Source organism: Pedococcus sp. P1_H8 (assembly GCF_056405175.1).
This window is the reverse complement of sequence record NZ_JBFUCP010000010.1, coordinates 1-19,066: the sequence shown is the minus strand read 5'-3', so window position 1 is coordinate 19,066 and position 19,066 is coordinate 1. Positions and strand designations below refer to the sequence as shown.

Below are 19,066 nucleotides of genomic sequence, written 5' to 3'. Positions count from 1 at the left end.
AGGGGGAGCGGCGCCGGCCGGCGTCGCCTGGGTGGTCTGGACGGTTCGCCCGAGGTTTTCGGACTACTTTGTCCGGACCTTGGGACGCTACACCCGGCCCTGCGGACCGGCAACGCAAGATCTCTGGCTAGGGGCCCGACGTGGAGACGGCCGCGCTGGAGCTTGTGGAGACGGCCGCCCTGGAGCTTGACGTCGCCCTCGTCAGCAGCGCTTGGGCCGACTCGCGCATCAGGTCGGCAGCCTCGTCCCGGGACAGTCCGGCCATGTCGGTGAGCCAGACGAGCGCCTCGATCCCGGTGGCGCTGCGGATGCCCAGCACGAGCCGGTGCAACGCGTGGTCGCTGAGCTGCCCGCGCAGCGGTTCGAGAGCCTCGGCGATCCAGCCGATCGCCCGACCCTGCCGCAGCGGAAGCGGCGAGTCGCCCGCGTCGCGGGCTTCGAGGGACAGCCGCAGCATGGTGCGCTGCTGGGCCTCGGTCTGCACGATCAACGTCGTGAAGGCGCGGATGACGATGTCGAGTCGCGCGGCAGGCTCGGCGGGAGGGTCGCTGCCGAGCAGCGACTGCGCGCCGGTCTCGGGATGTGCTGCCGCCAGGAGGGACCCGTGGTTGGGGAAATAGCGGTATGCCGTGGCGCGCGACACCGATGCCGCGACCGCGGCCTGGTCGACGGTCGGGATCTCACCCCTGGCCACCATGTCGCGCGCGGCGTCGACGAGCGCCCTGCGGGTGCGGCTCTTCTGCCCCGTCCGGCCGTGGGTCTCGTAGGGCATTGACACACCGTTCATGATACGTCAGTCTCATCATGAGACTCCAGTCTCACAACGGCGTGTCCGACGAAAGTGGGCGTCATGTCCAGCACCTCCACGGTTCCCACAACCAGCACGGTTCCCGCAGCCGTCATCAGGGCCGAGGGCGAAGGCGAGCGTCGCTGGTTCTTCGGCGGCGGGGTCCACACGTGGAAGGTGCGCGCCCACGAGAGCAACGGCGCCTTCCTGCTGTTCGAGGACTCCATGTCCGGCGGCAAGGCGACCCCGCTGCATACCCATCCGGACTCCGACGAGACCGCGGTGGTGCTGGAGGGCGAGATCCTGATGCACATCGACGGAGTCGACCACCACGTCGGCGCGGGCGGGGTCGCGGTCGCACCGCGGGGGGTTCCGCACGCCTTTCTGGTGCTGTCGGCGAGCGCGAAGATCCTGTTCCTGCACACGCCGGGTTGCTGCGAGGCCTTCTACTGGGGCGCGAGCGAGCCACAGTCAGCCGACAACGTCGACGGCGCAGAGGGCGTCGTGGACTTCGACCGGATCCGCGCCTCCGCGCAGGCGAACGGCGGGATCGTGCTGCTCGGCCCGCCACCCTTCGCCGCCGTCTGACGGGGTCACCCTCCTTGGGGGGCGGACTCCTCGGACAGGACGGTGACGGCGCGCTGACGCCGCGTGTCGACAGTCAGCTGGAAGACGTCCGGGCGGTGGTAGTGACCGACAGGGTCGAACATCCGTCGCCCCGACGCCACCGCGGCGAGGTCCATCTCGGCAGTGAGGATGCCCTCCTCGTGGCGCAGCGGACCCGCGACGATCTCGCCATTGGGGTTGCAGATCACGCTGTTGCCGGGCTCGACCCACTCGGCCTCGGGGCCCTCCTGCGCCCGCCACACCCGGTCGCGGTCCGGGAAGTCGGCCGGGATCTGGTCGACGCGCAGGCAGGGGTTCACCCCGAGCACCCACACCCGCCCCTCCCGGGCGATGTGCCGCATCGTCGCGATCCAGCCGTCACCCTGCGCCAGGGTGGGCGCGACCCAGATCTCGACACCTTGGGCGTACTGGTGGAAGCGCGCCAGCGGCATGTAGTTCTCCCAGCAGATGAGGCCACCCACCCGACCCAGGTCCGTGGGCACCACGTCGAGCATCGATCCGTCACCCATCCCCCACACCGTTCGCTCGGACCCCGTGGGCATCAGCTTGCGGTGCTTGTTGAGCAGTCGCCCATCCGGCCCGAAGTACAGGAGCGTGTTGTAGATCGTTGTCCCGTGCGGCTCCCGCTCGTCGACACCGACCACCACGTATGCCGCGGCCTCCCGAGCCGCTGCCCCGATCCGTTCCGTCGTCGGACCGGGGACCACGACGGCCTGGTCGACGAGGCGCGCGAACCAGGCTTCGTCGCCGTCCCAGATGGGGACCGAGTCGATCCAGATCGGCGTGCCGGGCACGAAGACCTCGGGAAACACGATCAGCTCGGCGCCCCGGGCGGCCGCCTCCGCGATGAGCTGGACGACCTTCTCGGTCGTCGCCTCGCGATCCATCAGCACGTACGCCGCCTGCACCGCAGCCGCCGTGAAGACTCTGCTCATCGAGGCCCCTCCACCCGACACATCGCTCAGCTCAGGCCCAGGACGGGCGAGCCCTGCCCATCACGGTAGACCGGTTGGCGTCGTGCTGACCCACGTCAGGTCGTGCCGACCCACCTCAGCCGGCGGAGCGCAGGTAGCGACCGAAGTGGGGGACGGTGAACGCGATCCGGCCTCGCTCGCCTGAGTAGATCAGGCCCTTCTTGAGCAGCGCATCCCTTGCGGGAGAGAGGGATTGGGGCTTGCGGTCCAGCACCTGCGCGACAGAAGCGGTCGGCACCGACTCGGTCTCGTCGACCTCCTCGCCGGCTTCGGCCAGCGACACCGCGGCGTCCGCCATGGCCCGGAGGTACTCACGCTCGGCGGGTGTCGCCCGCTCGAACCGCGACCCGAAGAACCCCACCGCCAGCTCGGCCTCTGCCTCGGGCGCGGCCACGGTGATGTCCTCGGCCGTGATCGGCGAGCGCGGGGCGACGTCCCAGGCGACCTTGCCGTAGGCCTGGACGAAGTAGGGGTAGCCGGCGGTCGCGGCATACATCGCGTCCAAGGCCTCGGGCGTGAACTCGGCCTCCTCGTCGGCGGCGGGCGCGACGAGCGCGAGGTCGGCCGCGGCGCGGTCGAGCCGGTCGATGCGTTGGTAGCGGAACAGGCGCTCGGAGTAGGACTTCGACGCCGACAGGACCGCGGGGAGGTGCGGCAGTCCGGCCCCCACGACGATGACCGGGAGGCCCGACTGGGAGATCTCGTGACAGGCCGCGCAGATCGCCGAGACGTCGTCGGCCGACAGGTCCTGCATCTCGTCGATGAAGATGGCGACGCCACGACCCACGTCGGCAGCCAGCCCACCGACGTCGGTGAGCAGCTCGACCAGGTCGATCTCGATGTCTCCGGAGTCCGCCCGGCCGGTGGCCACGGGAGCATCGATGCCCGGGTTCCACTTCTCCCGCAGCTTGGCGCCCGGAGCGGAGTCGCGCTGGGCAAAGGCCTTGATGACGCCGAGGACGTGATCCACCTCGTCGCCCGCGGGATGACCTAGCTCGCGGACCGCCACGTGCAGTGCCGCGGACAACGGCCGGCGCAGACCTTGGTCGGGACGGGCCTCGAGCTTGCCGGTCCCCCAGTGGGCGCGGACGGCGGCGGAGCGCAGGGCGTTGAGCAGCACCGTCTTGCCGACCCCGCGCAACCCGGTCAGCACGATGGACCGCTCGGGTCGACCGCGCGCGATGCGTTCGAGCACGACGTCGAAGGCGTGCAGCTGTTCGTCACGACCGGCGAGCTCGGGTGGGCGTTGGCCGGCTCCGGGCGCGTACGGGTTGCGTATCGGGTCCACGATCGCAGGGTATGGGGGTTTCTAGCGTTTCCCTGAGATTTCGCGATACGCGCCGATCGTGTCGCCCTCCCACGAGTTCAGGGACCAGTTCCGGTCGTGCTTGAAGTGGTACCTCAAGTCGTGCCTCAAGTCGTGGTTCAAGTCGAGCCCAAGTGCCGCCCAAGTGGCGCTGGCCACTGTTGCCTCACCCACAGCGCCGGACCTCCCGGCCAGACCACGGATCACTGGAGTCATCTCATGAACGTCCGCACCATCACCGCCGTCGCCAGCGCCACGTTCGCGCTGGTCGCGCTCGTCCCTGCCAGCGCTCACGCCGCCACCGTCGAGCGTCTCGACCGAAGCCTCTTCGACAGCACCCCGAGCGTATCCGCCTCGAGCTGGCACTTCGACGGGCTGACCGCAGGGCCACTCGGAGGCGCGCTCGACCTGGTCGTCACCGCCTCCGACGGCACCTTCCCGACCACCCCGGGTGCCTGCGAGCCGGTCGACGTCCAGGCCGTCCTGCAGGTCAGCCCCGGCGAAGAGCTGACCGTCAGCACCACCGGCGAGGCGTGCGCCCACATCATCGACGCCAGCCTCAGCGTCAACGCCTACTTCGACAAGGACGACGTCGTCTACACCGGAACCGACCACAAGAAGGCCGGCCCACCTTCGTGGGGTGAGCGCCCGCGGTGTGCGCCCCGGCCCAGGGCCCCGGGGTCAGCCCCCGCGCTCAGCGGCGGGTGCGGCGGCGGACGATGTGGCCCACCACCGCCGGGATCCAGCCGGTCTCGCCCCGCATCCAACGGCCCGCCACGAGGTTGTGCGGGACCACCACGAACGAACCCTTGAAACCCTCGGTCAGCGACAGGTCGGTGCCGAAGACATCGGTGACCACCTGCCAGTCGAGATCGGTGTGGCGGTCGATGTGCTCACCGATCCCCACGGCATAGCGCTCCACGATGGCGGCGTGGTCGGGACGGGCGTCCTCGGGCGCGGCCGACCACGCGGCATACTCCCGGTCGAGGCCGGCGCTGAGCGAGTCGAGGTCGTCGACGTCGACGCCGTCGGCGGTCAGCGACTCCAGCGCCGCGGTGATCCGGCTGCGCTCACCGTCGCCGAGCGGGTCCACCAACGGGCGCAGCGAGGCTCCCGGGTCGAGCGTGTCGCCGGCATCGGGGAGCGTGCGCTCCGGCGCCTCGGGCACCTCCGCGGCGGAGTCGTCGCGGCCACGACCGAACCACGCCATGGCCACGGCCTACTTGACCGTGGCGGAGCCCGAGTCGGCCACGAGCTGCTTGCCCGCGCCGTGCCATGCCTTCATGCCGCCGTCGAGGTTGGCGACGTCGAATCCCTGCTGGGACAGCCAGGCGACGGCCCTCGATGAACGTCCACCCCCGCGACACGTCACGGCGAGCGTGCCCGCATCGGTGTCGGGCAGCTCGTCGAGCCGGGACGGCAGCTCGCCCAACGGGATGTGCAGGGCACCCGGCGCGTGGCCGGCGTCCCATTCGTCCTGCTCCCGCACGTCGAGGAGGACGGCGTGGTCGTGGACGTCCGTGACGGGCACCTGGGGGATGGTCATGCCCCCAATGAAACACCCCCGCCCCGACCACGCGGAAATCCAGTGGGCAGACCGTCCTCCCGGGCGGCACAGTGTGGCCATGACGAGCAGCGCCGCGGCAATCGCCCGCGTGGTCGCCACCGCACGGGCGCAGGTGGGTGACCACCCCGCGCTCACCCCGGTGCTCGACGGCCTGCCCGAGCTGCTCGCCGAGCTCGTGGAACGCTGGTCGCTCACTCTCGGCGAGCTGTTCGCCGAAGGGCTGGGCGTCCCCGTCGTCGCGGTTGACGCCGCCGGAACTCCGGCCGTCCTCAAGATCGAGCAGGTGGGCCCGAGCTTCACCGCCCAGGTGGCCACTCTCGAGGCAGGACAAGGACGGGGGTATGCCGCGGTGCTGGCTTCCGACGCCGCCCGCGGCGCCGTGCTGCTGGAACGCCTGGGCCCGAGCCTCGCCTCCTCGCGGATGGCGGCGGCCAACCAGCTCGACCACCTGGCGGCCGCGCTGCGGCTGGCCTGGGAGGTGCCGGTGTCCCTGGCTCCGCAGGTGGCTGCCGGTGAGGACAAGGCCGCGGTGCTGGCTGGGATCGTGCGTCGGTTCCGCCAGGACGACGACGAGGAGCGTTGGGGCGCGGCACTGGATCGCGCCCACGAGCTGGCCCGGCACCTGTCGGCGACCCGCGACTCCGCGCGTGACGTCCTCTGCCACGGCGATCCCCACCCTGGAAATGCGTTGCAGGCCAATGGGATCCCGCGCTACAAGCTCGTCGACCCCGACGGCTTCCGCTGCGAACCGGAGTACGACGTCGGGGTGACCCTGCGCGACTTCAGCAGGGAGATCCTGGCCAGCCGTCACCACGCGTTGGCGCGTGAGCGGCACGAGGCCCTCTGCCTGCACGCCGCGGAGCTCACCGGCACGGACCCGGACCGGGTGGGGCAGTGGGCCTTCGTCGAGCGCGTGACGACCGGTCTCTACCTGCGGTGGTTCGACGACGACGAGGCTGCCGAGTGCTTCCTCGACGCAGCAACGGTGCTGCTGCCCGACTGAATCAGCGGCACCTCCCCGCATCCCATTTCGGGATTCACTGCGGTATGCTGTGTCGCATGAGTACGCAGATCGCGGTGCGCCTTCCCGACCAGATGGTCGCCTTCCTCGACAGCAGCGTCGCAGCCGGCAGGGCGCCCAGCAGGGCTGCGCTCGTCGCGTCCGCCCTGGAACGAGAGATGCGCCGCTTGGTCGCTGAACACGACGCCCAGATTCTTCGGGCCCATGGCTCGGCGGACGAGTTGGACATCCTCGTCGAATGGACCGGCGCCCACGCCGTGATCGAGGACTGATCGCGTGCGGGAAATCTGTCTGGCGCGCCTGGACAAGACGCGACCGGTGCTGGTCCTCACTCGAGAAGCTGCCCGAGGTGCAATGACGAAGGTGTCGGTGGCCCCGATCACCACGACGATCAAGGGTCTGTCGAGCGAAGTGGGCGTTGGACCCGCCAACGGCCTTGACGCCGACTGCGTGATCTCGCTGGACAACGTCCTCACTGTTCCGACGGGCACCCTCGGACGAACGGTCGGATACCTGAACCCCGAGCAGGAGCGGCAACTGGCCCGCGCCATCGTCCTGGCCTACGACCTCGACCTCCCCCTTCTCGACTGAGACGGGGGCCTTCCCGGGACGGCGGCGGGCCCTCCGCCGCGCTGCGGACGACGTCGCGACCGTCCCGGGTGGATGATCGGTGGATGGACCCCCCACGACCACTGGTGGGACGCTCTGCCGAGCAGGCGCAGCTGCTCCGCGCGCTCGACGGAGCCGTTGCCGGGAAACCCCGGGCAACGCTGCTCCACGGCGAACCCGGCATCGGCAAGACCACCCTCGTCCGCGACCTGGTCGAGCGGGCGCAGGCGCGCGGTTTTCACGTCCTGTTCGGCCAGTGCCTCCGGTTCGGGGCCGAGGTCACCACCCACCTGCCCTTCACCCAAGGGTTGGACCGCTGGGTGCGAGGCGTGAGCCCCGAGACCCTGGACCGGGTGTTTCCCCGGGCTGTTTCCAGCCGCGGCGTCCTGGGCTCCCTCGCCAACCCTTTCGGCCGCTCGCTCGGCCAGACTGCGGAAACCGGATCACAGGGACTGCTGTTCCGACTGGCTGGGGCCGTCGACCGGCTGGCCGATGACGCGCCCACCCTCGTGGTCGTCGACGACCTCCAGTGGGCTGACCCGAGCTCCCTCGATGTCCTTTCCTTCATCGTCGCCGGACTGCACCCTGGTCAGCACCTCGCCCTCGCCCTCACCTACCGGGACACCGAGCTCGGCGACGGCCACCCGCTGCACGGGTGGTTGGCGGACGTCCGACGCATCACGGTGGTCGACCGCCTCCCCCTCTCGCGACTCAGTGCCGGCGAGACCGAGCAGCTCGTGCGGGGGCTCCCAGGAGTGCGCACAGACCTGGCTCTGGCAGAGTCAGTGTTTGCCAGCTCCGAGGGAAATCCCTACCTCGCTGAGCTGATGGCGCAAGGAATCGGCGATGCCGATGGCGGGGGGAGCCGCCTCGCTGAAGCGCTCCTCGCGTCGTGGCACCGGCTCGGTCCCGCGGCGAGGGCGGTCACCCAGCTGATGGCGGTCGCCGGGCGCCCCGTGGCGTTCCGCGTGCTGCAGGACCTTGCTTCGCGTCGTGGGGTGGCCGGCGACGACGTCACTGCCGCCGTGAGCGAGGCGGTCGGCGAGGGCATCGTGATCCTGCAGGAACCCAACGACGTGTGGTTCCGCCACCCCCTGCTGGCCGAGGTGGTCGCCACGACGCTGCCCCCGTGGCAGCTCCCGGAGGTCCACCGCGCCTTCGCTGAGGCCTGGGAGGTCGCCGACGGCGTCACCGACGCCGACCGCGCCACCCACCTCGCCCTGCACTACGCCGCCGCCGAGGACCCTGAACCGGCCTTCCGGTGGGCACTTCTGGCGGCGGACGAAGCCCGCACGCTTCATGCAGTCAGCGAGGAGGCAACGCACCTCGCCACGGCGGCCGACCTGCTCGAACTGGTGTCGGCTGAATCGAGGCCGTCCACTCCCGAACTGCTCACGAGAGCCGGCCGGTGCCTGATCGCCGCCGGCAGACCGGCTCGGGCCCTGGAGTTCTACGAGCGGGCGCTCGCGGCCGTCGACCCGCAGGAGGAGCCCTTGGCCGCCTGCCGCGTCCTGATGGCGCTGAACTTCGCGAAAGGAACCAACGTCACGGGCAGCTCAACGGCGGTGGTCGCCGACTTCGAGCGTGCCGTCGCCCTGACCAGCCGCTTCCCGGACTCGAAGGAACGTGCCTTCGCACTGGCGCACCTGGCCAACTTCGAGGTCTTCGAGGGGATCGACGCCGGCGTGGAGCACGCCGCGGAGGCAGTTCGCCTCGCCGAGGCACTCGGTGCCGATGATGTCCTTGCCTGGGCTCTGGTGGTGCGCGCGCAGACGCTGTGGGGCACCCACGACGGCGTTGTCGACGCGGAGCGTGCCTGGGCCCTTGCCCGAGCGGTCGACGAGACCGAGCTGCTCATCAGGGTTTCGGTCAACGTCTGCAACAGCTACGAGTCCGTCGGACAGCTTGCCGCCTCGGCCTCGCTCTCGCGAGAGGTCTTCGCCCTCATGCGGGCACGCGGCAGCGCCCAGGGCATCTCGTGCACCGGTGCTCGCGCGGCCCTGACGCTGGTCCAGCTCGGCCAGTGGGACGTTGCGCGCTCCGTCATCCGCGAAACGCTGGCTCTGCGGCTGAGCACCCGCTGGGGCGCGGCCGCCCGCTGCGGTGCGGCCGTGCTCAGCGCGTTGGAGGGCGACGTTGCCGCGGCCGACGCGCATCTGGCGCGGGCCAGGGAGCTGATGCCTGTCAGCGGACTGGGCGACGAGTTCCTCCTGTCGGAGATGATCGTCGCCCTCGAGCTGGGACGACCTCGACGCACCCTCGAACTGGTCGATTCGTGGATGACCCAGGCCGTGGCCCTCGACCACTTCGTGGCAGACGAGCTCCTCCTGCTGGCGGCGCGGGCGGCAGCCGACCTGGCGGAGGGTGGCGCGGGCGCTTCCGACGAGCCGAGGCTCTCCGCGATCTCCTGGCTGGAGCGGATCGAGTCCCTGCGTGGCGGCTCGCCCCCGCCCTACCTGCCTTCTGGTCTCGAGGACGCAGTCCACCCGGCATGGGGTGCGCTCTACGCCGCCGACCGCGCCCGATGCCAAGGGGACGCCCCGACATCGCTCCCCCTCTGGCAGGCGGCGGCTGAGGCGACCGAGCGTGCGGGACTACGGTTCGACGAGGCCAGGTCGCTGTACTTCCTGGGTCGGTCGCTCCTGGCAGAGCCGAAGGGCCGCGACAGGGCGGCCGGCGCCCTGGGTCTGGCGGCCGCCATCGCGAAGGAGCTCGGAGCGTCCCCGCTGGCAGCGCTCGTCAACCAGCTTGCCCTCCAGGCGCACCTCTCCCTGACCGCCCCCGGAGACGACCATCCCGCCACCGACTCGGTCACCGGGCTGGCGGGCGTGACGTTGACCCCACGGGAGGCGGAGGTCCTGCAGCACATCGTCGCCGGCGAGACCTATGCCCAGGTGGCGCGCAGCCTGTTCATCAGCGAGAAGACGGTCAGCGTCCACGTCTCCAACCTGCTCCACAAGACCGGCACGTCGAGCCGCATCCAGCTCGCCGCCCTGGCCGTGCGATCGAGAGCCCGGTCGGACGGCAGCGACGACACCACTCCGTGAGCGGCGCACCCTGTCGGCGCGCTGCCAACGTCTCCGGTCAGGTGACCGGGCACCCTGGCCCGGCACGCTCCCAGGGGTGAGGTGCAAAATGCGTAACGCGCCTTCGCAAATGTGCAAGGCAGATTCGCATTTCGACCACGACCCTGAAGTGGCGCTCGTTGCCACGGCGTAGCCGCGCCACCCTTGCTGAGAGTCGCGGCGCCCACGGCGACCTACCACGGCACCGCTACTTGAGGAGGCGGGACATCCGTCGGTCGGCCAACGGCTTGCCACCGGTCTGGCAGGTCGCGCAGTACTGCAACGACGAGTCGGCGAACGACACCTCACGCACCACGTCTCCGCAGACCGGGCAGGGCTCCCCGGTGCGGCCGTGCACCCTCATCCCGGCGCGCTTGGCGTCCTTGAGCTCCTTGGCCGGCTTGCCGGAGGCGGTCGCGACGGCAGCGGACAGCGTTCCGCGCAACGCGGCATACAGCCGGTCCACGGCATCGTCGTCGAGGCTGGCGGCCATCGCGAACGGCGACATCCTGGCGACGTGCAGGATCTCGTCGGAGTAGGCGTTGCCGATGCCCGCGATGAACCCCTGGTCGCGCAACAGCCCCTTGATCTGTGAGCGTCGGCCGGACAGCAGCGCGCCGAACGCCTCACGGGTGAACTCCTCGGCCATCGGGTCGGGTCCGAGGGAGGCGATACCGGGGATGTCGTGCGGGTCACGGACGAGGTAGGCCGCCAGACGCTTCTTGGTGCCCGCCTCGGTGAGGTCGAAGCCGGACGCGTCGGAGAACCGGGTGCGCAGGGCGATCGGCGACTTGCCCGGACGCAGCACGGTGTTGGGCATCGCGTCGGACCAGCGCAACCAGCCCGCGCGCGCGAGGTGGAAGACGAGATGGACGCCGTCGCAGTCGATGTCGACGAACTTGCCGTGCCGCGACACCGCGTCGACGGGAGCTCCGGTGAGCGCCTGCGGCGGCGGGTCGAAGGTCTTCAGCACCGAGAACGACCCCAGCTCGACCCCGGTCACGGCCAGCCCGACGGTCCGCTCGGCGAGGAAGTCGACGAGCGCCTGGACCTCGGGCAGCTCCGGCACAAGGCCGAGTTTGTCAGACATCCGCCGCAAACCCGCGGGAATCCCCAGCACGCCGGAACCCTTGCGCGGCGGTGCGACGATGGAGCCATGACGACGACGGCCGCGCCCCATGAGCTGCTGCGGCTCAAGTCGCACACCGGACGACTGGCCCTCGCCACCACGGTCCTGGGGAGCGGGATCGCCTTGCTGGACAGCACCATCGTCAATGTCGCGCTCCCGACGATCGGACGCGACCTCGAGGCCGACCTCGCCGGGCTGCAGTGGGTGGTCAACGCCTACGCGCTGACGCTGGCCTCCTTCATCCTGCTCGGCGGCTCGCTGGGTGACCGGTTCGGGCGACGGGCGATGTATGCCGTGGGCGTGGGTGGATTCGGCATCGCCTCGGTGCTCTGCGCCCTGTCGCCGACGGTCGAGGTGCTCATTGCGGCGCGCGCCGTCCAGGGTCTGTGCGCTGCGCTACTGGTGCCGGGCAGCCTCGCGATCCTCCAGGCGTCGTTCCACCGGGACGACCGGATGGCGGCGATCGGCGCCTGGACCGGCCTGCTCGGCGTGGCCACGGCGTCGGGACCCGTGATCGGCGGCTGGCTCGTCGAGCGTGACTGGAGATGGGCCTTCTGGGTCAACGTTCCGCTCGCGGTGGTGGTCGTGGTGCTGAGTCTCAAGTTCGTGCCAGAGTCGCGAAATCCGTTGGCCAGCAAGCACATCGATGCGACCGGGGTCGCGCTGGCCGTGGTCGGACTGGCCGGACTGACCTATGGTCTGACGTCGCTGTCAGACGGCCTCAGCGTCTCTGCCCTGGCCATCGGCGGCATCGGGGTGATCGCGCTCGGCGGGTTCGTCCGGACGGAGATGCACACCCATGACCCGATGGTTCCGCCCTCGCTGTTCGCCAACCGGGTGTTCACCACCATCAACCTGGTCACGCTCCTCGTCTACGCGGGACTGTCGGCCGCGCTGCTGTTCCTCGTGCTCTTCCTCCAGACCGTGGCGGGGTGGTCCGCGCTCGCCGCGGGCGCTGCGACGCTGCCCCTCAGTGTCGTCATGCTGGTCCTCGCGGGCCGCTTCGGGAGGCTCGCGGCCAGGTCCAGCCCCCGCCCGTACATGATCGGTGGAACCCTCGTCGCAGCAACGGGATTCGTGCTGCTGGCCCTCTCACCGAGAGACGCCTCCTACGTCACCAACGTCTTTCCGGGGATCACGCTCGTCGGGCTCGGCCTGGCCATGACGGTCGCCCCCCTGACCGGCACCGTGCTCGCCGCCGCCCCTGACGAGCTCGCAGGCACGGCGAGTGGCGTCAACAACGCCGTGGCGCGCACTGCCGGACTGCTGGCGGTGGCAGCCCTTCCCCCGCTGGTCGGCCTGGGCGGCGCTGACTACGCGTCGGCTGACGCCCTCGCACCGGCCTACCGGCTCGCCATGCTGATCTGCGCCGGGCTGCTGGTCGGCGGCGCGGCCCTGACGGCGTTCGGGCTGGCCGAGCGCGAGACCCCTTGTGCCGACGCCCCACACCTCGACGTCACGGGCCGCTAGCTCTGCGGCTCAGGCGTCCGGTGCGGCCTAGAGGTCGAGGGCGAGGCGCAGCAGGCGCACCAACCCGTAGCCGTCGCCGGCGCGGCATACCGGCACCTCGCGCTCGTGGCGGCCACGAGGCGCGGCGAACTCCTCCAACGACACGGGTATGCCGTGCGACAGCACCTGCTCGCCCGGCGTCAGCTCGCGGATGGCGATGGCTGCGACGGTGTGGGGACGTTGTTCGGCGAAGTCGCCGTAGATCTTGGGATCGTGCTGCCCGTCGTCACCGACGAGCACCCAGCGGATGTGCGGGAACTCGTTGGCGAGCCGGTGCAGGCAGGCCTGCTTGTGCTCCTGCCCTGACCGGAACCACCCGGTGTTGGTCGGCCCCCAGTCGGTGAGCAGCAGGGGTCCCGGCGGGTAGCCGTGCCGCCGCAGGAACCGGGTCAGGGTGGGCGCGGTGTTCCACGCGCCGGTGGAGACGTAGACCATCGGCGCGTTCGGGTGTTGTTCGAGCAGCTCGCGGTACATCGTCGCCATACCGGGCACGACGTGGCGGGCGTTCTCGCTCTTCACGAAGGTGTTCCAAGCCGCGATCATCGGGCGGGGCAGGGAGGTCGAGATGACCGTGTCGTCGATGTCGCTGATCAGGCCGAAGGTCTCGTCGTCGCCCACGATCATGACCGCAGCAACGACGTCCTCGGCATCGACCGCGGTCACGGTCACCTCGTGCCAGCCGGGCTCGAGCCCGTGGCCCTTGATCTTGGTGTCGATGTAGCCGCTGCGGTCGCTGCGCGTGTGCACCGTCTTGGTGCCGACGGTGATCGTCACCGGGACGTTCATCGCCGGCGCGGTGAGGAACGCGCGCCAGCCACGGCGCTCGTCCTCGGCGGACCGCAGCTCCGCGGTCGAGGCACCGGCGTCGGCGCGCTCACCGGACTCGGGGCGCCGGGTCAGCAGCACCCTGCCGAGGACCCGGGCGAACTCCTGCGATCCGTAGCCCGTGTGCGCCACGATCCGGGTCTGCCATCCCCGGCGGCGCAGCGTCGAGTCGACCCGACGGTGCCAGGCGTCCTCGACGATGGAAGCGCGATGCGGTCTGGCCATGAACAGACCCTATGGCCTCGTGAGGACCGTCCTGAACTGGTCGACCAGTCGATCACTGGTCGCGCCGGGCCCGTCGAACTCGAAGATCTGCTCGCCACGGCTGGCGATCAGCAGGGGACCGCCGCCGAGGTCGAAGTCCCGGGCGAGCTCGAAGTCCTCCGCGGCCAGCTCACGGGCTCGCTGGCTGGCCGCGAACAGCTCGATCGCGGGACCGTCGAGGCCGAGACCCGCACAGATCGACTCGAGGACTCCAGGCGCGTCGAGCGGCCGTCCGTCGACGAAGTACGCGTGCTGCACTGCACCGAGGACCGTCGACACCGGCAGCTCGCCCGCCGCGAGCAGGGCGATGAGGCACGCGGCTGGTGCGTTGGCGGCATACCGGCCGGACTGCACGACCTCCACGTCGACGAGCGAGCAGGCGGCACTGAGCACGGCGCTGACCGAGGGCAGGTAGGCCCACGACGCGGGGTCGTAGATGTCCATGACGTAGACGAGCAGGGTCGACGAGTCGGCGGTCGACGGCAGCCCATGTCCTGTCCATCCGGTGGCGAACCGGCCTGGCATCCCGAGTCCGGGGGTTCGGCCCGGTTCGCGTCCACCGCGCAGGTGGCTGCAGCGCAGTCCCAGTCGGGTCGCCGGGTGGGGGGTGCCGCAGCAGGTGAAGCCGCCGCGGCAGGTGCAGGGGGCACCCTTCATCTCGCAAACCTCCTGGGGCCAAGACCACTGCCCGTGGATGCAGTCCCGGTCAAACAAAAAGCAACCGGGATGGCCGTGTGGCCAAACCCGGTTGCTTCAGGTGGAGCCGAGACTAGCTCACAGCGCCTCGGAACGCGAGGATCGTGCCTCACCGACGATCTGGGCGGCCAGCACGCGCAGCTTGAGGTTCTGCTCCTGGGACTGCCGTCGGAGCAGCTCGAAGGCCACGACCTCGCTGATCGAGTGACGGCCCATCAGGACGCCCTTGGCCTGCTCGATGACAGCACGGCTGGCCATCGCCTGCTCCATCTGGGCGGCCACCTGACGGGCCCCGGCAACCTGCACCGCAGCTGCCAGGGCATCGGCCGCGCGAGCGGCCGCCATCCGCACGAGCACCAGGTCGCTGTGGTCGAACGCGTGTCGCGCGTAGCCGTAGAGGTTCAGGGCTCCGAACCGCCGGCCCCCCGACTCCAGGGGCAGGGCGAGCAGGGACTGCACCTCTCCGGCCTCGCACCCCGCCATGAACGCGGGCCAGCGCTCCTCCCCGCCGGCGAAGTCGACGAGGTTCTCCCGCCCGTTGCGGAAGGCGTCCAGGCAGGGCCCGTCGCCGACGGCGTACTGCACGGCGTCGATCTCGAGCGTCCCCGCCGTCGTGTAGGCCGCCGTGCGCGGCCGGTCCTCCATGACCACCGTCACCCCCACCGCGTCGCAGCCGTCGATGTTGGCGTTGACCGCCGCCACCAGCCGGTCGAGGTAGGGAGCGAGGTCGTCGAGACCTTCGAGCGAGCCAGCGAGCTCGGACATCAACCGCTGAGCCGCGGCCAGGCTCCGGTCACCGGCGTCCTCGAGGAGCGCCTCGGCCTCCCGCGCGTCCTCCTGCGTGATCCGCGAGGAGGGCGGGGAGTCCGAGAAGTCCTCGGCGTTCGCCCCATCGACGCTGCTCGGGGTGCCCGGGGTGCTCGGGGTGTTGTCCGGAGTGAGGTCCGGGACGGAGGCCAGCTCGGCCATGGGCGCTCCTAGGCGACGTGGTGTTCACGCTCACCGTACCCGCCGCTCAGCCCTCTAGGGCCAGACCTCTAGGGCCAGATGGAGGTGATCCACTCCGGGTGGTCCACGAACGGGTTCCGGTTGTGCTGCCAGGTGTCGTAGATGACCTGGTTGCGCCGCACCTCGAACGCGTCCGGTGGGTCGCCGGCGCTCCATGCCTTGAGGACCGAGAGCCTGCCGATGGCGGGGGCGCTGCCATTCGCCACGGAGTCGTTCGGCTCGAGGTTCGGCCAGCCGTCGTCGCCCTCGTAACGGATCGCCATGTAGAGGATCATCCGCGCCACATCGCCCTTGACGGCATCGCGCGGCTCGAACGAGTCGCCGTCGCGCCAGCAGTCGGGACACTGGCTGACGGCCGAGCCCCCGTTGTCGAAGTCGAGGTTGCCGCGATCGGAGTTCACGGTGACGTCCTCGGGACGGAGGTGGTGGACGTCGGTCCCGGGTCCGTTCGCGGTGCCGAAGTCCCCGTGGCTCTTGGCCCAGACGTGCTCGCGGTTCCACTGGTCGCCGCCGCCGCCGTTGTCGGACTTGGCGATCGAGCGCCCCGAGTAGATCTCGATGACGTTGGCAGTGTTGTTCGGGTCCTGGTCGGTGTCCCTGAGGGCGTCCCAGACCTCGTCGTACGTGAGGACCGTCTGGGTCTTGATGATGGTGTGCAGCGAGGTGCGCAGCGCCGAGCCGGATTTCCCGATCGCGCTGGCGTAGTAGGTGCTGTCATACGGACCCGGTGCCGAGGTGGTCGAGGTCGGCGGCGGCGTGGTCGTGGGGTCCGGATCCGGGGTGGCACCGGTGATGGCCGTCGGGGACTTCTGGCCCGCGTGGGAGAAGTAGGCCGTCAGGCTTCCGGTGACGGTGATCTTCGTCCCGAGCTTCGAGGGGTTGGTCTTCAGCCCCCAGGCCGAGCGCCACTGCGTGGTGAGCTGGACGTACAGCATCTTCGAGGTGCCGGTCTCGCCGGACGAGTCGGCGAGTGCGATGGCGAGGTCGCCGGTGAAGTTGGACCGGTTCACCGTGGTGGTCGCCACCGGCTCCCCGACGACGTAGCCCGTCACGGTCTGGCTCGTGCCGTTCTGGGTGGCGATCGCCTGCGCGACGGTCAGCGGGGTGGCCGCCAGTGCCGTCCGTGCGGTGACGGCGAGGAAGGCGACGAGCAGGAGGGCGGCCAGGGCCGCGAGGCGCGGACGCACCCGGATCGTGAGCTGCATGCTGGCAAGGTGCCAGCCGCGCGGCATACAGCGGGTGGCCGGGCGGTCAGTGCTGGTGCCGGGCTTGGCAAATTTCCCGGTATGCCGCGTGGCGGGCCGGGTGCCCACGCGCGGTGAGATGTCGCAGCGCGGTTAGATGTCGGGATGGCAGGCGCGCGGCTCCGACCCGGGGGGCCCCGGTGAGCGAGCAGCCCCCGGCGGTCTTCCGCAAGGGCAGCCGGTCGGCGCCGGACGGCTACTTCCGCTGGGAGGCGGCCGGTCTGGCCTGGCTGGCCAGCGCCCCGGGCGGGGTGGACGTGGTCACGGTGCTCGACGTCGCCTCCGACCACCTCGACCTGGAGAAGCTCACCTTCGCCAACCCGGACCCGGCGATGGCCGAGGCGTTCGGCGCCGCACTGGCGCGAACGCACGATGCCGGCGCCGCCGCATACGGGAGCCCTCCGGCCGGGTGGGAGGGGGACGGCTTCCTCGGTCCGGCGACCGAGCTGCTGCCCCTTTCGCTACGGGCCAGCGAGACGTGGGGCGAGTTCTATGCCGAGCAGCGCCTGCTGCCCATGCTGTCGATGGGGGTCGATAGGGGTATCTACCACCGATCCGATATTGCGCTGTTCGAGCGAGTGATGCGTCGCGTCGCCCACGGCGAGTTCGACGACGGGGCGACCCCGGCGCGCATCCACGGCGACCTCTGGTCGGGCAACATCGCCTGGACGCCCAGCGGGGGAGTGCTGATCGATCCCGCGGCGCACGGGGGCCACCGGGAGACCGACCTGGCGATGCTCGCCTTGTTCGGGTGTCCGCACTGGGACTTCGTGATCGGCGGCTACCTGGAGCAGCACCGCCTCGACTCGCAGTGGCCACAGCGGGCGGCGCTGCACCAGCTGCACCCGCTGATGGTGCACGCCGTGCTCTTCGGTGCCGACTACCCCCACCGCGCCGTGGAGCTGGCTCGCCGCTACCGCTAGTTCGAATGTCGTGTGGCGGGTCGCTCTCAACCGTTCAGGAGACCGCGGAGAAAGGCGGCCTGGCCGACGTGCTGCTGGTCGTCGTTGACCACGCTGACCAGCCGCACCCCGAGCGTGACGGGCGGGTCCCAGCGTTCGTCGACCACCTGGCCGAGGTCGTCGGGCGTGAGCGGCCGGACGTAGTTCACCGTGACGGCGTGCACCGCGTCGAGGTAGCCGACCAGCTGGTCCGCATCGAGGCCTTGCACCTGGGCTACCTGGTCGGGGGTGTGGCCGTAGCCCGTGTCGGCCGGGTCGAACGGCAGCCCGAACCGCTCGTGCCAGCGCCCGCTCACCCACACCTGCTCGTGGTCGGCGACCTCCGCGATGTGGTCGTCCTGGATGCGGGTCAGGTGCCAGACCAGCCATCCGATCGAGTTGGCGTTGGGCGTCGGTCGCTGCGCGAGCTGCTCCGGCGACAAGCCGCGCACGGCCCCTTCGGCACCCTCGCGGATCCGGGTGAACGCATCGACGAGCAGGTCACCGAGGGTCATGTCCCGGATTTTAAGCAGTTCGTCCCTGGCCTGCCTCTCGGGAAACCCAGGTCCTGCCTCTCGGAGAACCCGAGAGGCAGGGCCAGGGTTTGCTGATCCCCGAGTGCGTCCTGCCCAACCGAAGGCCACTCAGGCGTTGGTCCGTCGCCGACGACTGGCCACGATCAGCAGGACGCCCAGCATCAGCACCACCAGAGCCGCGCCGACGAGGCGTCCGACGTCGGTGCCGGTGAAGGCGAGGACGTCGCCTCCTGGCGTCGTGTCGGTGAAGGGGAGCTCACCGTCGGTGAAGGGGAGCTCCCCGTCGGGATCGAGAGGGGTGTTCGTGTCGCTGGTGGGCGACTCGATCGGATCTCCCGTCGGGGTGATGCCCTTGCTGAGCCCGACGTTCGCGACATGTCCGGCGTCCACGTCAGCCCGAGTGATGGAGTACCCCTCACTCACGCACGTCATCGACTCGGTCGGCGCGAGGGTGCTCCGCGGGCACCTGACGGCTATGCCGGCAGTGGCGAGGAGTGCGTCATCGATGCCGACGTCATGGAGGGTGACGTCACCGGTGTTGGTGACCGCGAACGTCCACATGATCTCGTCACCGAGATCGATCACCTGGTTGCCGTTGGTGTCGCGGATCGACGACACCCTCTTCTTGAGGAGCAGACCCGGATCGCTCGGGGTCGAGGTGGTTGTGGCCGAGGGCGGGCTCGTGACCGGCGGACCGGTCGGCGGAGTCCCGGACGCGGTCGCCGTGTTCTTGACCGCACCAGCGTCGACATCGGCCTGGGTCACCACGTAGGGGCTCGAGGTGCAGGTCACGAAGTCACCCGGTGCCACGTCACCAGGCGGGCAGGTCACCGTGACCGCGGGACCGGCCGGCGCGACCAGCTGGTCCGCGACCGTGACCCCGCGCAGGGTCACCCGTGACCGCGGGACCGGCCGGCGCGACCAGCTGGTCCGCGACCGTGACCCCGCGCAGGGTCAC

20 protein-coding genes are annotated in these 19,066 nt (G+C 70.5%); 7 read left to right on the top strand and 13 right to left on the bottom strand.

The window, feature by feature from the left end; genetic code table 11:
• Window positions 1-127: 127 nt before the first annotated feature.
• A complete protein-coding gene (locus AC1DYG_RS15180; RefSeq protein WP_477640702.1) occupies window positions 128-787 on the bottom strand; it encodes a TetR/AcrR family transcriptional regulator in 660 nt (219 codons plus the stop codon).
• 63 nt (window positions 788-850) lie between these two features.
• Between AC1DYG_RS15180 and AC1DYG_RS15175 the strand changes: the two genes are divergently transcribed.
• Window positions 851-1,375: a cupin domain-containing protein gene (locus AC1DYG_RS15175; RefSeq protein WP_477640701.1), complete on the top strand. Its 525-nt coding sequence runs from the start codon at window positions 851-853 to the stop codon at window positions 1,373-1,375.
• Window positions 1,376-1,380: 5 nt separating this feature from the next.
• Here the strand turns inward: AC1DYG_RS15175 and AC1DYG_RS15170 are convergent, their stop codons facing one another.
• The 5 genes from AC1DYG_RS15170 to AC1DYG_RS15150 all read right to left on the bottom strand — a co-directional run bounded on the left by AC1DYG_RS15170 (window position 1,381) and on the right by AC1DYG_RS15150 (window position 5,240).
• Complete coding sequence (locus AC1DYG_RS15170; RefSeq protein ID WP_477640700.1) at window positions 1,381-2,349, bottom strand: carbon-nitrogen hydrolase family protein; 969 nt, start codon at window positions 2,347-2,349, stop codon at window positions 1,381-1,383.
• 115 nt (window positions 2,350-2,464) lie between these two features.
• Window positions 2,465-3,676: an ATP-binding protein gene (locus tag AC1DYG_RS15165; protein ID WP_477640699.1), complete on the bottom strand. Its 1,212-nt coding sequence runs from the start codon at window positions 3,674-3,676 to the stop codon at window positions 2,465-2,467.
• 21 nt (window positions 3,677-3,697) lie between these two features.
• Window positions 3,698-4,309: a hypothetical protein gene (locus tag AC1DYG_RS15160; RefSeq protein WP_477640698.1), complete on the bottom strand. Its 612-nt coding sequence runs from the start codon at window positions 4,307-4,309 to the stop codon at window positions 3,698-3,700.
• Window positions 4,310-4,388: 79 nt separating this feature from the next.
• Window positions 4,389-4,904 carry a DUF3806 domain-containing protein gene (locus AC1DYG_RS15155; RefSeq protein ID WP_477640697.1) on the bottom strand — a complete coding sequence of 172 codons (516 nt, stop codon included), beginning with the start codon at window positions 4,902-4,904 and terminating at the stop codon, window positions 4,389-4,391.
• Window positions 4,905-4,913: 9 nt separating this feature from the next.
• Window positions 4,914-5,240, bottom strand: coding sequence for a rhodanese-like domain-containing protein (locus AC1DYG_RS15150; RefSeq protein WP_477640696.1), 327 nt, complete (start codon window positions 5,238-5,240; stop codon window positions 4,914-4,916).
• Window positions 5,241-5,319: 79 nt separating this feature from the next.
• Here AC1DYG_RS15150 and AC1DYG_RS15145 point away from each other — a divergent pair, with 79 nt between their 5' ends.
• The 4 genes from AC1DYG_RS15145 (at window position 5,320) to AC1DYG_RS15130 (ending at window position 9,938) form a co-directional block, all read left to right on the top strand.
• Window positions 5,320-6,264, top strand: a complete 945-nt coding sequence (locus AC1DYG_RS15145; protein WP_477640695.1) for an aminoglycoside phosphotransferase family protein — start codon at window positions 5,320-5,322, stop codon at window positions 6,262-6,264.
• A gap of 56 nt (window positions 6,265-6,320) precedes the next feature.
• Window positions 6,321-6,554 (top strand): YlcI/YnfO family protein, encoded by a 234-nt coding sequence (locus AC1DYG_RS15140; RefSeq protein WP_477640694.1) that lies wholly within the window; start codon window positions 6,321-6,323, stop codon window positions 6,552-6,554.
• 4 nt (window positions 6,555-6,558) lie between these two features.
• Entirely contained in the window at window positions 6,559-6,873 is a 315-nt protein-coding gene (locus AC1DYG_RS15135; RefSeq protein ID WP_477640693.1) for a type II toxin-antitoxin system PemK/MazF family toxin, read from the top strand.
• An 83-nt stretch (window positions 6,874-6,956) separates the two neighbouring features.
• A complete protein-coding gene (locus AC1DYG_RS15130; RefSeq protein ID WP_477640692.1) occupies window positions 6,957-9,938 on the top strand; it encodes a helix-turn-helix transcriptional regulator in 2,982 nt (993 codons plus the stop codon).
• Window positions 9,939-10,164: 226 nt separating this feature from the next.
• Here AC1DYG_RS15130 and AC1DYG_RS15125 read toward each other — a convergent pair whose 3' ends face one another.
• Window positions 10,165-11,025 (bottom strand): Fpg/Nei family DNA glycosylase, encoded by an 861-nt coding sequence (locus AC1DYG_RS15125; RefSeq protein WP_477640834.1) that lies wholly within the window; start codon window positions 11,023-11,025, stop codon window positions 10,165-10,167.
• Window positions 11,026-11,112: 87 nt separating this feature from the next.
• On the opposite strand from AC1DYG_RS15125, the gene AC1DYG_RS15120 reads away from it, so the two are divergent.
• A complete protein-coding gene (locus AC1DYG_RS15120) occupies window positions 11,113-12,555 on the top strand; it encodes an MFS transporter (RefSeq protein WP_477640691.1) in 1,443 nt (480 codons plus the stop codon).
• Window positions 12,556-12,582: 27 nt separating this feature from the next.
• Here AC1DYG_RS15120 and AC1DYG_RS15115 read toward each other — a convergent pair whose 3' ends face one another.
• The 4 genes from AC1DYG_RS15115 to AC1DYG_RS15100 all read right to left on the bottom strand — a co-directional run bounded on the left by AC1DYG_RS15115 (window position 12,583) and on the right by AC1DYG_RS15100 (window position 16,592).
• On the bottom strand, window positions 12,583-13,644 hold the full coding sequence (locus AC1DYG_RS15115; RefSeq protein ID WP_477640690.1) for an App1 family protein: 1,062 nt from the start codon (window positions 13,642-13,644) through the stop codon (window positions 12,583-12,585).
• A gap of 9 nt (window positions 13,645-13,653) precedes the next feature.
• Complete coding sequence (locus AC1DYG_RS15110) at window positions 13,654-14,340, bottom strand: DsbA family protein (protein ID WP_477640689.1); 687 nt, start codon at window positions 14,338-14,340, stop codon at window positions 13,654-13,656.
• Between the two features lie 117 nt (window positions 14,341-14,457).
• Window positions 14,458-15,348, bottom strand: coding sequence for a GAF and ANTAR domain-containing protein (locus AC1DYG_RS15105; RefSeq protein ID WP_477640688.1), 891 nt, complete (start codon window positions 15,346-15,348; stop codon window positions 14,458-14,460).
• A gap of 68 nt (window positions 15,349-15,416) precedes the next feature.
• Window positions 15,417-16,592, bottom strand: a complete 1,176-nt coding sequence (locus AC1DYG_RS15100) for an endonuclease (RefSeq protein WP_477640687.1) — start codon at window positions 16,590-16,592, stop codon at window positions 15,417-15,419.
• Window positions 16,593-16,771: 179 nt separating this feature from the next.
• On the opposite strand from AC1DYG_RS15100, the gene AC1DYG_RS15095 reads away from it, so the two are divergent.
• On the top strand, window positions 16,772-17,554 hold the full coding sequence (locus AC1DYG_RS15095) for a fructosamine kinase family protein (protein ID WP_477640686.1): 783 nt from the start codon (window positions 16,772-16,774) through the stop codon (window positions 17,552-17,554).
• 26 nt (window positions 17,555-17,580) lie between these two features.
• On the opposite strand, the gene AC1DYG_RS15090 is transcribed toward AC1DYG_RS15095, so the two are convergent.
• The gene (locus AC1DYG_RS15090; RefSeq protein WP_477640685.1) at window positions 17,581-18,087 is read right to left on the bottom strand and encodes a mycothiol transferase; all 507 of its coding nucleotides are present in this window, start codon (window positions 18,085-18,087) and stop codon (window positions 17,581-17,583) included.
• Window positions 18,088-18,216: 129 nt separating this feature from the next.
• Complete coding sequence (locus AC1DYG_RS15085) at window positions 18,217-19,002, bottom strand: DUF7507 domain-containing protein (protein WP_477640684.1); 786 nt, start codon at window positions 19,000-19,002, stop codon at window positions 18,217-18,219.
• Window positions 19,003-19,066: the final 64 nt, after the last annotated feature.

What these genes read in the sequence shown, in the direction of transcription:
- AC1DYG_RS15180 (WP_477640702.1), bottom strand. Translation starts at nt 787, where the DNA reads ATGAACGGTGTGTCAATGCCCTACGAGACCCACGGCCGGACGGGGCAG.
- AC1DYG_RS15175 (WP_477640701.1), top strand. Translation starts at nt 851, where the DNA reads ATGTCCAGCACCTCCACGGTTCCCACAACCAGCACGGTTCCCGCAGCC.
- AC1DYG_RS15170 (WP_477640700.1), bottom strand. Translation starts at nt 2,349, where the DNA reads ATGAGCAGAGTCTTCACGGCGGCTGCGGTGCAGGCGGCGTACGTGCTG.
- AC1DYG_RS15155 (WP_477640697.1), bottom strand. Translation starts at nt 4,904, where the DNA reads ATGGCGTGGTTCGGTCGTGGCCGCGACGACTCCGCCGCGGAGGTGCCC.
- AC1DYG_RS15150 (WP_477640696.1), bottom strand. Translation starts at nt 5,240, where the DNA reads ATGACCATCCCCCAGGTGCCCGTCACGGACGTCCACGACCACGCCGTC.
- AC1DYG_RS15145 (WP_477640695.1), top strand. Translation starts at nt 5,320, where the DNA reads ATGACGAGCAGCGCCGCGGCAATCGCCCGCGTGGTCGCCACCGCACGG.
- AC1DYG_RS15140 (WP_477640694.1), top strand. Translation starts at nt 6,321, where the DNA reads ATGAGTACGCAGATCGCGGTGCGCCTTCCCGACCAGATGGTCGCCTTC.
- AC1DYG_RS15130 (WP_477640692.1), top strand. Translation starts at nt 6,957, where the DNA reads ATGGACCCCCCACGACCACTGGTGGGACGCTCTGCCGAGCAGGCGCAG.
- AC1DYG_RS15120 (WP_477640691.1), top strand. Translation starts at nt 11,113, where the DNA reads ATGACGACGACGGCCGCGCCCCATGAGCTGCTGCGGCTCAAGTCGCAC.
- AC1DYG_RS15115 (WP_477640690.1), bottom strand. Translation starts at nt 13,644, where the DNA reads ATGGCCAGACCGCATCGCGCTTCCATCGTCGAGGACGCCTGGCACCGT.
- AC1DYG_RS15110 (WP_477640689.1), bottom strand. Translation starts at nt 14,340, where the DNA reads ATGAAGGGTGCCCCCTGCACCTGCCGCGGCGGCTTCACCTGCTGCGGC.
- AC1DYG_RS15105 (WP_477640688.1), bottom strand. Translation starts at nt 15,348, where the DNA reads ATGGCCGAGCTGGCCTCCGTCCCGGACCTCACTCCGGACAACACCCCG.
- AC1DYG_RS15100 (WP_477640687.1), bottom strand. Translation starts at nt 16,592, where the DNA reads ATGCAGCTCACGATCCGGGTGCGTCCGCGCCTCGCGGCCCTGGCCGCC.
- AC1DYG_RS15090 (WP_477640685.1), bottom strand. Translation starts at nt 18,087, where the DNA reads ATGACCCTCGGTGACCTGCTCGTCGATGCGTTCACCCGGATCCGCGAG.